The following is a 14,871-nucleotide window of genomic DNA, read 5'->3' on the forward strand; positions in this document are numbered from 1 at the left end:
TGATCTCAGCGTGCCCTATGTTTTTGCTGGCTGTATTACAGCGCCGCCGCTCGCGTCAGACGGGCTTCAACAACACATGCTTCTTCTTGCCCAGTGACAGCTTGATCGTGCCGTCAGCTGTCACGTCGGCTTCGTTCAGCAGAGCTTTCTCATCGGCCACGGTCTGGTCGTTGATCTTGAGACCACCGCCCTGAATCTGGCGCCGCGCCTCACCGTTCGATTTAACGAGACCTGCCTGCACGAATGCGCCCAGCACACCGATGCCTGCGCTGAGATCGGCGCGCGGCACTTCGATGGTCGGCAGACCTTCCGCCGATGCGCCCTGTTCAAACGTCTGGCGCGCGGTTTCAGCGGCGGCTTCAGCGGCAGCGCGACCGTGCATCAGCGCCGTTGCTTCGGTGGCCAGCGTTTTCTTGGCCTCGTTGATCTCCGAGCCCTGCAACGCTGCAAGCTTGGCGATCTCATCCATCGGCAGCGTCGTGAACAGCTTCAGGAAGCGTTCGACGTCGCCATCCTCGGTATTGCGCCAGAACTGCCAGTAGTCATACGGCGACAGCTGATCGGCGTTGAGCCACACAGCGCCCGCTGCGGTCTTGCCCATCTTGGCGCCGGATGATGTCGTCAGCAGTGGACAGGTGAGCGCATAGAGCTGATGCGTGCCCATGCGACGGCCAAGGTCGATGCCGTTGACGATGTTGCCCCACTGGTCCGATCCGCCCATCTGCAGGTTGGCGCCAAGGCGGCGCGACAGCTCCACGTAATCGTAGGATTGCAGGATCATGTAGTTGAATTCGATGAACGACAGCTCCTGCTCGCGCTCAAGGCGCATGCGCACCGAGTCCATCGACATCATGCGATTGACCGAGAAGTGGCGACCGATATCGCGCAGCATCTCGATATAGTTCAGCTTGGTGAGCCAGTCGGCGTTATCGACCATCACCGCATCGCCCGCGCCATCGCCGAAGCGGATGAACTTGTCGAACGTAGTGCGGATGGAATTCTTGTTGGCGTCGATCTGCTCGTAGGTGAGCAGCTTACGCGTTTCGTCGCGACCCGAGGGATCGCCGACGCGCGTTGTGCCGCCACCCATCAGCGCAATCGGCTTGTTGCCGGTCTGTTGCAGCCAGTGCAGCATCATGATCGACAGCAGGTGGCCGACATGCAGCGAAGCGGCCGTGCAGTCATAGCCGACATAGGCAATGAGGGCGCGCTTGGCGGCCAGATCGTCAACGGCGGCCAGATCCGAACACTGGTGGATATAGCCACGCTCGGTAAGAATCTTCAGAAAGTCGGATTTGAGTTGGGTCATCGCTTCGCTATCACTTTCACGGGGTTCCGCAGCAGCGGCGGGGCGGAACATGCAACGGATGGACAGCATGGGCAAGGTGCGGTGCGCATTGGGACTGATGAGCGGTACGTCGATGGATGGCATCGACGTGGCTTTGCTCTGGACCGATGGCGACCGGGAGCTGCGGCACGGGCCTGCGGCGGGTTATCCCTATCCGGACAAGATCAGGGCTCAGGTGCGGGCTGCGATCGAGGAGGCCCGGGGCCTGACAGACCGCGCTCAGCGGCCGGGAACGCTGGCCGAGGTGGAAACAGCCCTGACCGAGCTCAATGCGGCCGCTGTGGCGCAGTTCCTGGCCCAGAATGGCCTGGAAAGCGGCCATATCGACGTTATCGGCTATCACGGCCAGACGGTACTGCATGATCCGGCGAGGGCGCTGTCGGTGCAGCTTGGCGACGGTGGTTTGCTGGCGGAGCGCACGGGCATCAGTGTCGTGCATGACCTGAGAGCAGCAGATATCGCGGCTGGCGGCCAGGGTGCGCCGCTGGTGCCGGTGTATCACCGCGCGCTGGCGGCAAAGGTGCCGGAACTGCCGGCGGCGTTTCTCAATGTCGGCGGCGTGGCAAATGTCACGTGGGTTGGTCGCGGCGGCAGGTTGCTCGCGTTCGACACCGGGCCCGGCAATGCGCTGATCGACGACTGGATGCTGCAACACACCGGCGAAGCACACGACACCGATGGCGGCTGGTCGGCGCAGGGTGTGTGCGATGAAGACGTGTTGCGCGATCTGCTCACGCACAATTACTTCGGAGCACCGCCGCCAAAATCGCTTGATCGCAACGCGTTCTCGCCTGATCCGGCCAGCAGGCTTTCAGTTGCGGATGGAGCTGCAACGCTGGCGGCCTTCACCGCCGCGGCTGTGGGCCGTGCGCGCGAGCATATGCCCGAGGAGCCGACCATCTGGGTCGTGTGTGGCGGTGGCCGGAAGAACCGGACGCTGATGAGTCTCATTGCCGGCAATGTGGAGAATGCCGTCGTTCCGGCGGAGGCGCTGGGCTTCAATGGCGATTTTATCGAGGCCGAGGCGTGGGCCTATCTGGCGGTGCGTGCGGAGCTGGGATTGCCAATCACCTATCCCGAAACAACAGGTGTCGTGCGTCCGATGTCAGGCGGTGTGTTCCGTAACATCCCATGAGTGCCGGATGAGCGGAGCACGGAGCAGACTGCCACGTGATCAGCGCAGTTGATCGCGCGCGGCCGCTGCAATTCCAAACGTGACGCGGGCCAGCTTGTCGTAATCGACCTTGTCCGGCGTGTCCTCGGTGGTGTGATAGTGGCGATAGCGGAACGGCGCAGTGTCCGTCACCATGATCGCCGGATAGCCGAAGGTGTAGAACGACCAGTGATCTGACCAGGCGATGCCGGGAATGGATTCCGGTGCAGTGCCGCCGATCGACGGCAGCGCGGTATCGGCGCGGAAGCTGCGCACAACGTCATGCAGGAAGGTGCGCCCGCCCGGCAGCGCTACGAAGGCGACGAAATTGCCGACGTCATCGAAGACATGGTTGAACGGGAACGGGTATTGCTGCGAACCTGGCTCGTCGGAAAACGACCCGATGGTTTCCAGCGACATCATGCCGATGACGTTCTCACCCGCTTCTTTCAGCGCCTTGGCGTAATGATAGCTGCCCATGTCCGGCGTGCCGCCGTAGGGTGGCTCTTCGTTCACGAACAGCACCAATCGCAGGCGTTTGTCGCCGAGTGGGGCATCTTTCAACAGCCGCGCAAGCTCGATAACCGCCGCCGATCCGGTGCCATTGTCGTTGGCGCCGGGTGCGTCGGCATAGGAATCGTAATGGGCACCGATCACCAGCGCCGGTGTATCAGCGTTGGCGTTCTGTGGTGCGAGTTCAACGGAGATATTGCGGACGGATTTGCCGTCGACATCCCACGCCTGCGCTTGCGGGATGTAACCGAGCGCAGCAAGCTCGGTTTCGATATACGCTGCAGCCCGTTCAAGCGCTGCGTAGTGAGCCACATTGTGCGGTTCGCTGGCGATCGCCTCGACATGGCGCTGCAGCCGGGTGGCGAGTGCGCGTTCCTGTTCCGTGGCGGCCGGGACAGGGCCTGAAAAGCTCCGTCCCGGTAGATGCACTGAATACCAATAGGCCGCGCCGAGCGCGACGAGAGCCAGCAGGAGCAGTGTAACGAGCGTTCGCGTGACGATCCGTAACATCTGCGCCCCCCGCTTGGTATCAATCGTCGTCGCCGTCGTCAGCGCCGTCGTCGATATCTTCGATTTCAGGCGCAGCTTCCTGGCGATCGGTTTCGCGCTGGCGTTGACGCTCGCGCTCCTTCTCCTTCTCGCGCTCCTTCTCGTTGGCGCGATCGATTTCGGCCTGCACCAGACGTTCATCGAGGTAGGTGCCGACCGCGTCCTTCAGTTCGTCAGTCTTGTTCTCGAAGAAGTGATTGGCGCCCGGAACGACCTGATGGGTGATCTTGATGCCGCGCTGGGTCTTGAGGCGCTGGGACAGATCCGCCACCGAGTTCGACGGCACCACGCGGTCCTTGTCGCCGTTGATCATCAGGCCCGAAGAGGGGCAGGGCGCCAGGAACGAAAAGTCATAGAGGTTGGATGGCGGAGCGACGCAGATGAAGCCCGCAACTTCTGGGCGGCGCATCAGCAACTGCATGGCGATCCAGGTGCCGAACGATACGCCGGCAATCCAGCAGCTCTTGGCGTCCGGCTTGACGATCTGAAGCCAGTCGAGCGCAGAAGCGGCGTCCGAAAGCTCGCCCGGACCGCCGTCCCAGATGCCCTGGCTGCGTCCAACGCCCCGGAAGTTGAAGCGAAGCACCGAAAAGCCGCGCTCCACGAAGGTGTGATAGAGCGTGTAGACGACCTGATTGTTCATCGTGCCGCCGAACTGCGGATGCGGATGCAGAATCAGGGCGATGGGGCTATCGCTGGCCGGTTCATGATGGTAGCGGGCTTCCAGACGGCCAGCCGGCCCATTGATGATCAATTCGGGCATCGCAATTCCAGTTCTATCGGGGCTACGGATGGCGGCCTGCGCGTAAACGCGCCGCAGGGCCCTTGAATACATGTCGTGGATTCGGGCAAACCCAAACCTTGACTTGTGGGCTCGGAATTTTCATATTCCCAGAAACTTTAGAACCGTTCGAAAAGATGGGCTCGAATTATTCGAAACCCAGCTTTGGCAACGGGGTGGCGCTTCTTAGCACATGGCCCAGTGCCAATTGCAAGTGAAAGCGCCGGAATGACGCGGCTTGAGTGATCGCCCAGATGCGGAATTTGGGGTGCGATCATGGAGGAAAGCGACCGTGGAACTGAACACCAAGGGCCGATACGCCGTGATGGCGATGGCAGACCTCGCCAAGTATGGCGCGGAATCCGCTATTCCGCTGTCCGCCATCGCTGAGCGCCAGGGGCTGTCGGTTGCGTATCTGGAGCAGATCTTCCTGCGCCTGCGTCGCGCCGGTCTGGTGGAAAGCGCGCGCGGCCGCAGCGGCGGTTATGCGCTTGCGCGTCCGGCGACCGAAATTCCCGTTGTCGACATCCTGCGCGCTGTGGAGGAAGAAACGCGGCTCACCCGTTGCCATGACAGCGAAGAGCCGGGTTGCCTTGGCGACAAGCGCTGCCTGACCCACGGACTGCGGCATGCGCTCAGCGGGCACATTCTGGCGTTTCTCTCCGGCGTCTCGCTGGCGGAAGTGGTGCACGGCATTCCGCAGGAAAAACTGGCGTACGGCGTCAAGGCCGATCAGCCGGTTCAGCAACCCGTATCTGCAGCACGCGCACCGGAGTTCGCTGGCCAATGACGCGGGTGCGGACATACCTTGATTACAACGCATCGGCGCCGCTGCGGCCTGCCGCGCGTGAAGCAGTGCTGGCGGCGCTTGATGCGCCGGGCAATGCTTCATCCGTGCATGCTGAAGGGCGGCGCGCGCGTACGATCATCGAGGGCGCACGCGAACACGTGGCCGCGCTTGTCGGCGCCACGCCCAGCGAGGTTGTGTTCACCAGTGGCGCGACAGAAGCCAACAATTGCGTGATGGCGGCCGGTTGGGCTGCGATATGCGTTGCTGATATCGAACACGATCCCGTGCTGGCGCCGGCGCGTGGAAGCGGCGCTGAAATTATCAAGCTGCCGGTTTCCACCGATGGCGTTGTCGATCTTGCTGCGGCAAGGGAGGCTCTGGCCGAAGCAGTGTCGCGGCATCAGGATGCGCGGCGGGTGCTGCTCAGCGTCATGATGGCCAACAACGAGACCGGCGTTATTCAGCCGGTGGCGAAAGCGGGCAATATGGCGCGCGATCTCGGCATCCAGTTCCATGTTGATGCTGTGCAGGGTGTTGGACGGTTGCCGTTTCAGTTTTCCGATATCGGCGCCGACACGCTCACGATTTCAGCCCACAAACTGGGTGGTCCGCGCGGCGTCGGTGCGCTCATCGTTGGCGACGGCAATAATCTGCCGGCGCTGGTGCGTGGCGGCGGGCAGGAACGGCGTCGCCGTGGCGGCACTGAAAACGTCGCTGGTATTGCGGGGTTCGGTGCGGCAGCGGCCGAAGTGCAGAGGGAATGCGAGCGCTCGTCGGAGCGGCTGCAGGTGCTGCGCGATAGGCTGGAGGCGGATGTCATGCGCGAGACGCCTGCAGCAGTCATCATCGGCCGGAATGTTGCGCGCATTGCCAACACATCATGCATCGCGATGCCGGGCAAACCGTCCGAGACGCTGGTGATCCGTATGGATCTCGACGGCATCGCAATCAGTTCCGGTGCGGCCTGCACCTCCGGCAAGATCGGTGAAAACACCGTGCTGGCCGCGATGGGCCTCGACGCATCGATCACAGGTTCGGCGGTGCGTGTCAGCCTTGGTGCTGGCACCACCGATGACGACGTTACCGCCTTTCTGGCGGCATGGAAGAAGGCAGCAGGTGGAACGGCGCTCGCCGCCTGACTGCTAAGGAATTGGACGTTGAAAGGGTAGCTGATGGCAGCGGTACAAGAGACGATCGACCAGGTCCGTAAGATCGACGTCGACCAGTACAAGTATGGCTTCGAAACCAAGATCGAGACGGTGAAGCGCGCCCAAGGGTCTTTCCGAAGACATCGTGCGTTTCATCTCGGCGAAGAAGGGCGAGCCGCAGTGGATGCTGGAATGGCGGCTTGAAGCCTATCGGCGTTGGGTCAACATGACCGAGCCGACATGGGCCAAGGTCAACTATCCCAAGATCGATTTTCAGGATCTGTATTACTACGCGGCGCCGAAGAACGCCGAGGGTCCCAAGAGCCTGGATGAAGTCGATCCCGAGTTGCTGGCAACCTATGCAAAGCTTGGCATTCCCCTGCAGCGAGCAGGAAGTGCTTGCCGGTGTGCAGGGCGCGAAGGTGGCCGTCGACGCGGTGTTCGACAGCGTCTCGGTCGTCACGACCTTCAAGGAAGAGCTGGCGAAGGCTGGCGTGATCTTCTGCTCGATCTCCGAAGCGGTGCGTGAGCATCCGGAGCTGGTGCAGAAGTATCTCGGCTCTGTCGTTCCGCAGGCTGACAACTTCTATGCGGCGCTGAACTCGGCGGTGTTTACCGACGGCTCGTTCGTGTACGTGCCGGAAGGCGTGCGCTGCCCGATGGAACTTTCCACCTACTTCCGCATCAACGAGAAGCAGACCGGCCAGTTCGAGCGTACGCTGATCATCGCCGACAAGGGTGCTTACGTTTCGTATCTGGAAGGTTGCACGGCGCCGATGCGCGATGAGCATCAGCTGCATGCTGCTGTCGTCGAACTGATCGCTCTGGACGATGCCGAAATCAAGTATTCGACGGTGCAGAACTGGTATCCCGGCGACAAGCAGGGCAAGGGCGGCATCTATAACTTCGTGACCAAGCGCGGCGATTGCCGTGGCCGCAACTCGAAGATTTCGTGGACGCAGGTTGAGACCGGCTCTGCGATCACCTGGAAGTATCCGAGCTGCATCCTGCGCGGCGACAACTCCTGCGGTGAATTCTATTCCATCGCGGTGTCGAACGGGTGGCAGCAGGTGGATAGCGGCACCAAGATGATCCACCTGGGCAAGAACACCACCAGCCGGATCATCTCCAAGGGCATCGCGGCGGGCTTCTCGCAGAACACCTATCGCGGTCTCGTGTCGGCGCATCGCAAGGCAACCGGCGCGCGCAACTTCACCAACTGCGATTCGCTGCTGATCGGCGATCGCTGTGGTGCGCATACGGTGCCGTACATCGAGGCCAAGAACTCGACCGCGCACTTCGAGCATGAGGCGACGACGTCGAAAATTTCCGACGACACGCTGTTCTATTGCCGCCAGCGCGGACTTTCCGAGGAAGAGGCTGTGGCACTGGTTGTGAACGGCTTCGTTCGCGACGTGCTGCAGAAGCTGCCGATGGAGTTCATGGCGGAAACGCAGAAGCTGATCGGCATTTCGCTGGAAGGCAGCGTCGGCTAACGGCGGCGCACGCAAATTGAAATGAGCAAAGGCGGTGCATCGGCACCGCCTCAGATGAGATTAAATCGGTCCGAGTCGGCGCTCGGCGAACACTGAAAGAAAGTAACGAGAATGCTTGAGATCAAAGACCTGCATGTGAAAATCGCCGACGAGGATCGCGAGATCCTGAAGGGGCTGACGCTGACCATCCCCAAGGGAGAAGTGCACGCGATCATGGGGCCGAACGGATCGGGCAAATCCACGCTCGCCTATGTGCTGGCCGGCCGCGACGACTATGAAGTAACCGGCGGCGACATTCTCTGGAACGGCGAAAGCATCCTTGAGATGGATCCGGAAGAGCGCGCTGCAAAGGGCGTGTTCCTGGCGTTCCAGTATCCGATGGAGATCCCGGGCGTTGCTGGCCTCACGTTCCTGCGTACAGCGGTGAACGCGGTGCGCAAGGCGCGTGGCGAAGCTGAGCTGACAACGCCTGAGTTCATGAAGTTCGTGAAGTCGAAGGCTGACCGGCTCAACATCGACACTGAGATGCTGAAGCGCCCGGTGAACGTTGGCTTCTCGGGTGGTGAAAAGAAGCGCTCGGAAATCCTGCAGATGGAAGTTCTGGAGCCGACGCTGTGCGTGCTCGACGAAACGGATTCCGGTCTCGACATCGACGCGCTGCGCATCGTTTCGGAGGGCGTCAACTCCATGCGTTCGCCCGATCGCTCGATGCTGGTGATCACGCACTATCAGCGTCTGTTGAACTACATCGTGCCTGACCGTGTTCACGTGATGGTTGATGGACGTATCCGCACATCGGGTGATGCTTCGCTCGCGAAGCAGCTCGAAAAGTCCGGCTATGCCGAGTACCAGACGAAGGCGGCGTGAGATGAACGTGGCGATCATGAAAACAAAGGCTGAGCAGGCGCTGAGTGAAGCGTTTGCAAGCCGTGCTGGCGAGCTGCCAGGTGGCGAAGCGGCCGCTAAAGTCCGCCTTGAGGCGCTGGGCCATTTCGGTGCGCTTGGTCTGCCGCATCGGCGCGTTGAAGAGTGGAAATATACCGACCTGCGCAACGCGATGAAGGAGGCTCTGCCTCCCGCATCGGGCAAGGCATCGCTGCCTTCGAACGCTGAGGTCATTTCCGTTCTCGGTCCGCTGGCAACATTCGCGGCACACCGCGTTGTGTTTGTCGATGGCAAATTCGCGCCGGATCTTTCGGATCTCGTCGCGGATGGTGCGGTGACAGTTTCATCGCTGGCGACGGTACTGGCGAGCGATGGCGACGCCGAACTGCTGGCGGCTGCCGGCAGCGAAAGCAATGCTGTCGTGGCTCTGAACTCCGCTTACGCAACCGATGGCGCCGTGATCGACATCGCTGCGGAAGTAACGCTCGATCGTCCGGTGCTGGTCGTACACCTGCGCGCAGATGGCAATGCCGTCACCACAACTGTGCGCAACATCGTGCGCATTGGCGAAGCGTCTGAAGCGACCGTTGTTGAAGCGTTCGTGAAGCTGCCGGGTGCAGCGACGGACTATCGTTGCAACACGCTGACCAAGGTTGCGGTTGGCAAAGGCGCAAAGCTGAGCCACGTGAAGGCAACGCTGGAAGCGGGCGCTGGTATTCATCTCGCCAACTGGCTGGTGGATCTTGACGCCAAGGCCAACTATCGCGCCTTCCATCTCACGGCCGGAACGGGATTGGCTCGCAACGAACTGGTCATCACCTTCGCCGGTGAGGAAAGCGAAATCGATCTTTCGGGCATCTTCATTGCCCGGCACGGCGAGCACGTTGATACAACGCTGGTTGTCGATCACGCTGTCCCGCGCTGCATCAGCCGCGAGCTGTTCAAGGGCGTGCTGGACGACCATGCCCGCGGTGTGTTCCAGGGCAAGGTTATCGTGCGTCAGGACGCACAGAAGACCGACGGTAAGCAGATGGCTCAGGTGCTGATGCTGTCGCCCGACTGCGAGTTCGACTCCAAGCCGGAGCTGGAAATCTATGCCGACGACGTTGTCTGCGGCCATGGCTCCACCAGCGCTGATCTGGATGAAGACCTCGTGTTCTACTGTCGCTCGCGGGGCATTCCGTTGGCACAGGCACGGGCGCTGCTGATCGAGTCGTTCGTCGGCGAAGCCATCGAGAAGGTCGAGCGCGAAGACGTGCGCGACGCGCTGGCTGATATCGCCCGTGAATGGCTGCATCGGGCAGCGGCCGAGAAGGTTGCGGCTTAAGGCTGTTGGTCCGCACGGGAAGACCAGACCATGATCGCTTCGGACCCTATCCGTACGAAGCGTGAATCATCGGTCTCGAGAAAGACCATGATCGCTTCGGACCCTATCCGTACGAAGCGTGAATCATCGGCCTAAAAAGCCTGGAGCCGCATCGCGATTTGATGACAGGCGATTGTCTCCAGCATGACGACAGGAACGCGCGCGATGGACGATCCCAAGACGGTGGCAACGGTGGCCGGGGCATCCGGTAGCCTCGGAGCGCCGTTTGATGTCGAGGCCATCCGCGCGGACTTTCCCATTCTCTATCGGGAAGTTTACGGCAAACCGCTTGTCTATCTCGATAACGCGGCGAGCGCGCAGAAACCGCGGTCGGTGATCGAAGCGATGGACCATGTCAATCGCTTCGAATACGCCAACGTGCATCGCGGGCTGCATTACCTGTCGAACACGACGACGCAGCGGTTCGAGGATGCGCGTGAGAGCGTGCGGCGCTTCCTCAACGCTGAAAGCGTCGATGAAATCATCTTCACCCGCAACGCAACGTCGGCAATCAACCTGGTGGCCGATTCCTTCGGTGCTGATTTCGGCGAGGGCGACGAGATCGTCCTGTCGATCATGGAGCACCACTCGAATATCGTGCCGTGGCATTTCCATCGCGAGCGCAAGGGCGCGGTGCTGAAGTGGGCGCCGATCGCCGACAACGGCGAATTTCAGCTGGCCGAGTTCGAAAAGCTGCTGACGCCGCGCACCAAGATTGTCGCCATCACGCAGATGTCGAACGTCACGGGAACGCTGGTGCCGATCCGCGAGGTGATCCGCCTCGCGCATGATCGCGGCATTCCGGTGTTGGTCGATGGCAGCCAGTCGGCGGTGCACATGCCGATCGATGTCCGTGCGCTTGATGCCGACTTCTATGTGTTCACCGGACACAAGACCTACGGTCCGTCGGGTATCGGCGTCTTGTACGGCAAGCGCGCGCTGCTGGAAAAGATGCGGCCCTATGAGGGTGGCGGCGGCATGATCGAACATGTGTCGGTCGACCGCATTACCTATGGCAAGCCACCGCATCGCTTTGAAGCTGGCACGCCGCCGATTGTGGAAGCGATCGGGCTGGGCGCGGCGCTCAATTACATGATGCAGGTGGGCCGCGATAACATCGCCAATCACGAGGCAGAGCTGCGCAGCTATGCGCACGCGCGGCTGGCCGATCTGCCGTGGCTGAAGATTTACGGCAACGCGCCGGGCAAGGGCGCAATCATTTCATTCACCATGGACGGTCTGCACGCGCACGACATCGCAACGATCATCGATCGCTCCGGTGTTGCGGTGCGCGCTGGCCACCATTGCGCGCAGCCGCTGCTGGAGCGGCTTGGCGTGAGCGCCGTCGCGCGGGCATCGTTCGCGATGTACAACACGAAGCAGGATGTCGACGCTTTCGTTGCCGCACTGGAACGCGCGCACGAGCTGTTTGTATAAGGACGAAACGTGATGGACGACGGCAAGCCCGGTGCGTCAAAGATCGAGGCAGAGCAGCAGGAGCTGAGCGCGGCTTCGACGGAGCAGGACGTTGTTGCTGCGCCGGCCGAGCAGTCCGCCGAGGCTGCCTTCGAGGCTGCAGTGCATGCACCCGAAACGCCGGATGCTGGTGGTGCGGACGTTACGGAAGAAGCGGATGCGGCCGCGGCGGCTTACATCTCGGAATCCAAGCCACGCCGGGCTCCGGCGCTCATGTCTGAGACCAGCGGATCTGACTTCAGGGGCGCGACAACGCCGGACGGTATCCTCTCGACCGACAGCGACGACCCATTCCTGCGCGATATCATCGCCGCGCTCAAAACTGTCTATGACCCGGAAATACCGGCCGACATTTACGAACTGGGCCTGATTTATGCGGTTGATGTCGACGATGACCGCAACGTTGTGGTCACCATGACGCTGACGGCTCCGGGCTGCCCGGTTGCCGGCGAAATGCCCAAGTGGGTCGAAAATGCCGTCAATGCCGTGCCGGGCGTCGCCAACACGTCGGTGACGATGACGTTCGATCCGCCGTGGGACATGGGCCGCATGTCGGACGAGGCGCGTCTCGCCCTCAACATGTTCTAATTCAAAAACACGGGTGTTTCGAAAGCGCCCGGCACTGCCTATATTCGGTGCTGACGCAAATCAGGAAGGTCGCGATGCCCACTCTGCGCGTGATGCCCAAGATCGTAACTTTGACCGCTGCCGCCGCGCGCCGCATCCGGTCGCTCATGGATGCTAATCCGAAGGCGCTTGGTTTGCGCGTGGGCATCAAGAAGGGCGGTTGCGCCGGCATGGAATACACCATGGCGATGGTGGAAGAAAAATCACCGCACGATGAGGTCATCGAGCAGGACGGCGCTATTCTGCTGATCGAGCCAACCGCGATCATGTACCTGCTCGGCACTGAGATGGACTTCCAGACCGACAAGCTTTCGAGCCAGTTCGTTTTCAATAATCCCAACCAGCGCGGTGCTTGTGGCTGCGGCGAGAGCGTCAATCTCGTGCCCGCCGCCGAGAAAGCCTCGCACGCCGACTGAGCGCGCTCGGCCGTCGACAGATGGCTGTGACCGACGCCTTTCAGCAACCAGCCCGCCGGGATGACGCGGTGCCCCGGCGGATCTTGGTGCTGACCTTAGAACTTCCGGAAAAGTGGGAACCGGTTTTCCGATAAGAAGCACGACGAAACAAACTCTAGAGCCTTGTCGCGTTTCAACGAAACGCTGAAAGGCTCTAGAAGCCGATCCCGACGCCTGCAGTGGCCAACTGGTAGGACGTAGAGTCGAACTGGACCGTCCAGGGCGAGGTGGGCGCGTGGTTGGCGTACACGGTAGATCCGAACGTCTGATCCACAGAGCCGACGTACAGGTAGCGATATTCGCCGAACAGATAAGCGTTGCTGCTGATGGCGAGCCGCGCACCGGCCTTGATCTGTGCCGCGAAGGTCCACGCGTCGGACGAGGTGCCTGAATTGAAGTGATTGATGCCTGCTTCCATCGGCGTCACTTGCAGCGAATCCGCTCCAGTAAGTGAGAGCCGCGCCGCGCCGATGCCGCCGCCGATATACGGGGTGATGCTGTACGACGTCGGGAAGCTGAGAACCATGTTCGCCAGGAAGACGGTGCTGTTGGACGAAAATGAGTTTTCGAACGTATGCACCGGCAGCCGTACGCTTGGAGCGTTCACCGTTGCGTGCCTCTTGCCGGTATCGAGGTAGAAACCTTCGATCTCGAACGCGGGCAGCATGAGCGAATTATATGACCACTCATGACCAACCTGTGCGCCGATAAATCCGACACCGCCGCTGTTGGTGCTGCCGGTTGCGTTGACCGCCAGCGGACCGCCCTGGGCTTCGACGAAATAGGCGGTTCCACGTTGGATGATGTCGTTGGAGCTGCCGAAGCCGCCGCCACCGAACAGGCCGACGTAAACGCCGCGTCCCGGTGCTGCAGCGACTGCCGCTGCGCCGCCGCTGGAGTTCCAGCCATCGGCAGCCACACTGTGAAGCGTTACCAAACTCGCCACGACTGCTAACGTCAGTTTTAGTTTCATGGCTGCCCCCGCTGATGACGGGATCAGATCGATCCCGCTGATCAGAAAATATTGCTGCTCGGGCGCCGGTGCATGGCCTTGTTGCAATACACATTGTTCATTGCACGCAATCCTGTGCGTCGTTCTGGAGCGACCGCTGCGGCGTTCAAATTTACAATCGGAACGTGCGTGCTGGAGACTGATTGTCAGCTCGCGTACAAGAAGCAAATCCCGAGGTGCAGGCCTGAAGTCCAGATTGCGGCCGCCGCATCAACCGTAACGCGACGGCCGCAATTGTTATGGTTATCAGCGCTGATATTTCATTGCGCTGACGATCCACTGCCACTCATTGGCCTGCGCGCCAGATAGTTCAGTGGGCTGCTGAGTGGCATGCCGGTGATGCATTGCCCGTGCGTCATAGGCGATGAACTGATTGAGGAGCCATTCGCGGAAGGCGCCGTCGGGTTTGCGACCCATCGCCTTCGCTGCATCCTTTATCCATGCGGTTGCAACCCGATGTCCGGCATCGGAATCGGGTGTATGGCCTGCGTTCAAGGCATCGAGAGCCTGTTCGGTGGCGCGTTGCGCAGCGGCGATGAAAGCATTGAGATCAAAGTCCTGCGTCCACATGCCGGCCATGCTTTCACGCATTTCATCAACAAACGTGGCGTCCGAAAGCACCGCCGTCACTTCGTCCATGATCGCCTTCTGCTCCTGCGTCGGCATGCTTGGAAGGTCTTCTGTGCCCAATGCAATGATCTGCTGACGCACAGCGCTCGTGAGGTTGGCGTCCTCTGTAACGCTGGTGAGAAAGCTGCGGATGGTGCTGCGGAAATGCTGTTGCGATTGATGGGTCACGGTCCAGAGTTCCCTTAGATCCTGAGGTGTGGGGTTGTTCAACTTCAAGACCGACCGCAATGCTTCGGCGGTACGCTGGGCAGCAGAAATTTCTGCTTCGATCGCCTGTAGACGCAGCGAAAGAACCTCGGTGAGCGAGAGATTTTTCGCTACTGTCCTGCCAATCTCCGCAAGGCTTATTCCTGCCTGATGCATCGCCACAATCAGATCCAGTTTTGCTAGGTCAGCTTCCGAATACATCCGGTATCCGCTGGCCGTCCGCGCGGTTGGCGGCAGCAATCCTGTGTCGGAATAAAAGCGCAATCGCCTGACGGGGATTCCGCTCATCTTTGCGACTTCGCCGATTGTGTGAATGTGGTCGGTCATGGAAAATCTCTGGGGCCTCCAGCAGGTGGAGAGTCAACAGGGTGAAAACTTTTCTATTCGTTAGTCTATTTCGGGCGATGGAACGGCTGCGCGTGCATCGGGATTCTA

At 60.8% G+C, this 14,871-nt stretch carries 13 protein-coding genes and 1 pseudogene; 9 read left to right on the forward strand and 5 right to left on the reverse strand.

Annotation, left to right across the window (positions count from 1 at the left end; all coding sequences use genetic code 11):
- Nucleotides 1–55 precede the first annotated feature (55 nt).
- The gene (gene tyrS / locus QEZ49_RS10545; RefSeq protein ID WP_280386704.1) at nucleotides 56–1,309 is read right to left on the reverse strand and encodes a tyrosine--tRNA ligase; all 1,254 of its coding nucleotides are present in this window, start codon (nucleotides 1,307–1,309) and stop codon (nucleotides 56–58) included.
- Nucleotides 1,310–1,376: 67 nt separating this feature from the next.
- Here tyrS and QEZ49_RS10550 point away from each other — a divergent pair, with 67 nt between their 5' ends.
- Complete coding sequence (locus QEZ49_RS10550; protein WP_280387281.1) at nucleotides 1,377–2,483, forward strand: anhydro-N-acetylmuramic acid kinase; 1,107 nt, start codon at nucleotides 1,377–1,379, stop codon at nucleotides 2,481–2,483.
- Nucleotides 2,484–2,522: 39 nt separating this feature from the next.
- Here QEZ49_RS10550 and QEZ49_RS10555 read toward each other — a convergent pair whose 3' ends face one another.
- Both QEZ49_RS10555 and QEZ49_RS10560 read right to left on the reverse strand, forming a co-directional pair.
- Nucleotides 2,523–3,524, reverse strand: coding sequence for a M28 family peptidase (locus QEZ49_RS10555; RefSeq protein ID WP_280386706.1), 1,002 nt, complete (start codon nucleotides 3,522–3,524; stop codon nucleotides 2,523–2,525).
- 19 nt (nucleotides 3,525–3,543) lie between these two features.
- Nucleotides 3,544–4,326 (reverse strand): alpha/beta hydrolase, encoded by a 783-nt coding sequence (locus tag QEZ49_RS10560; RefSeq protein ID WP_280386708.1) that lies wholly within the window; start codon nucleotides 4,324–4,326, stop codon nucleotides 3,544–3,546.
- Nucleotides 4,327–4,636: 310 nt separating this feature from the next.
- Here QEZ49_RS10560 and QEZ49_RS10565 point away from each other — a divergent pair, with 310 nt between their 5' ends.
- From QEZ49_RS10565 to sufA, 8 genes and pseudogenes are all read left to right on the forward strand, one after another.
- Nucleotides 4,637–5,134, forward strand: coding sequence for an Rrf2 family transcriptional regulator (locus QEZ49_RS10565; protein WP_280386710.1), 498 nt, complete (start codon nucleotides 4,637–4,639; stop codon nucleotides 5,132–5,134).
- Nucleotides 5,131–6,273 carry a cysteine desulfurase family protein gene (locus QEZ49_RS10570; RefSeq protein WP_280386712.1) on the forward strand — a complete coding sequence of 381 codons (1,143 nt, stop codon included), beginning with the start codon at nucleotides 5,131–5,133 and terminating at the stop codon, nucleotides 6,271–6,273. The genes QEZ49_RS10565 and QEZ49_RS10570 overlap by 4 nt, the downstream gene beginning before the upstream one ends.
- A 33-nt stretch (nucleotides 6,274–6,306) precedes the next feature.
- Nucleotides 6,307–7,778 (forward strand): annotated as a pseudogene (gene sufB / locus QEZ49_RS10575) (Fe-S cluster assembly protein SufB).
- A 111-nt stretch (nucleotides 7,779–7,889) separates the two neighbouring features.
- On the forward strand, nucleotides 7,890–8,645 hold the full coding sequence (gene sufC, locus QEZ49_RS10580) for a Fe-S cluster assembly ATPase SufC (protein WP_280386714.1): 756 nt from the start codon (nucleotides 7,890–7,892) through the stop codon (nucleotides 8,643–8,645).
- Between the two features lies 1 nt (nucleotide 8,646).
- The gene (gene sufD / locus QEZ49_RS10585; protein ID WP_280386716.1) at nucleotides 8,647–9,990 is read left to right on the forward strand and encodes a Fe-S cluster assembly protein SufD; all 1,344 of its coding nucleotides are present in this window, start codon (nucleotides 8,647–8,649) and stop codon (nucleotides 9,988–9,990) included.
- Nucleotides 9,991–10,194: 204 nt separating this feature from the next.
- Nucleotides 10,195–11,466, forward strand: a complete 1,272-nt coding sequence (locus tag QEZ49_RS10590; protein ID WP_280387283.1) for a cysteine desulfurase — start codon at nucleotides 10,195–10,197, stop codon at nucleotides 11,464–11,466.
- 252 nt (nucleotides 11,467–11,718) lie between these two features.
- Nucleotides 11,719–12,093, forward strand: a complete 375-nt coding sequence (locus QEZ49_RS10595) for an SUF system Fe-S cluster assembly protein (protein WP_083509487.1) — start codon at nucleotides 11,719–11,721, stop codon at nucleotides 12,091–12,093.
- Nucleotides 12,094–12,167: 74 nt separating this feature from the next.
- Nucleotides 12,168–12,548 carry a Fe-S cluster assembly scaffold SufA gene (gene sufA, locus QEZ49_RS10600; RefSeq protein WP_280386718.1) on the forward strand — a complete coding sequence of 127 codons (381 nt, stop codon included), beginning with the start codon at nucleotides 12,168–12,170 and terminating at the stop codon, nucleotides 12,546–12,548.
- Between the two features lie 193 nt (nucleotides 12,549–12,741).
- Here the strand turns inward: sufA and QEZ49_RS10605 are convergent, their stop codons facing one another.
- The gene (locus QEZ49_RS10605) at nucleotides 12,742–13,560 is read right to left on the reverse strand and encodes an outer membrane beta-barrel protein (protein WP_280386720.1); all 819 of its coding nucleotides are present in this window, start codon (nucleotides 13,558–13,560) and stop codon (nucleotides 12,742–12,744) included.
- A 285-nt stretch (nucleotides 13,561–13,845) separates the two neighbouring features.
- On the reverse strand, nucleotides 13,846–14,763 hold the full coding sequence (locus tag QEZ49_RS10610) for a MerR family transcriptional regulator (protein WP_280386722.1): 918 nt from the start codon (nucleotides 14,761–14,763) through the stop codon (nucleotides 13,846–13,848).
- Between the last annotated feature and the right edge of the window lie 108 nt (nucleotides 14,764–14,871).

Source organism: Hyphomicrobium sp. D-2, from assembly GCF_029872155.1.
In the GTDB taxonomy this organism is placed as follows: domain Bacteria; phylum Pseudomonadota; class Alphaproteobacteria; order Rhizobiales; family Hyphomicrobiaceae; genus Hyphomicrobium_A.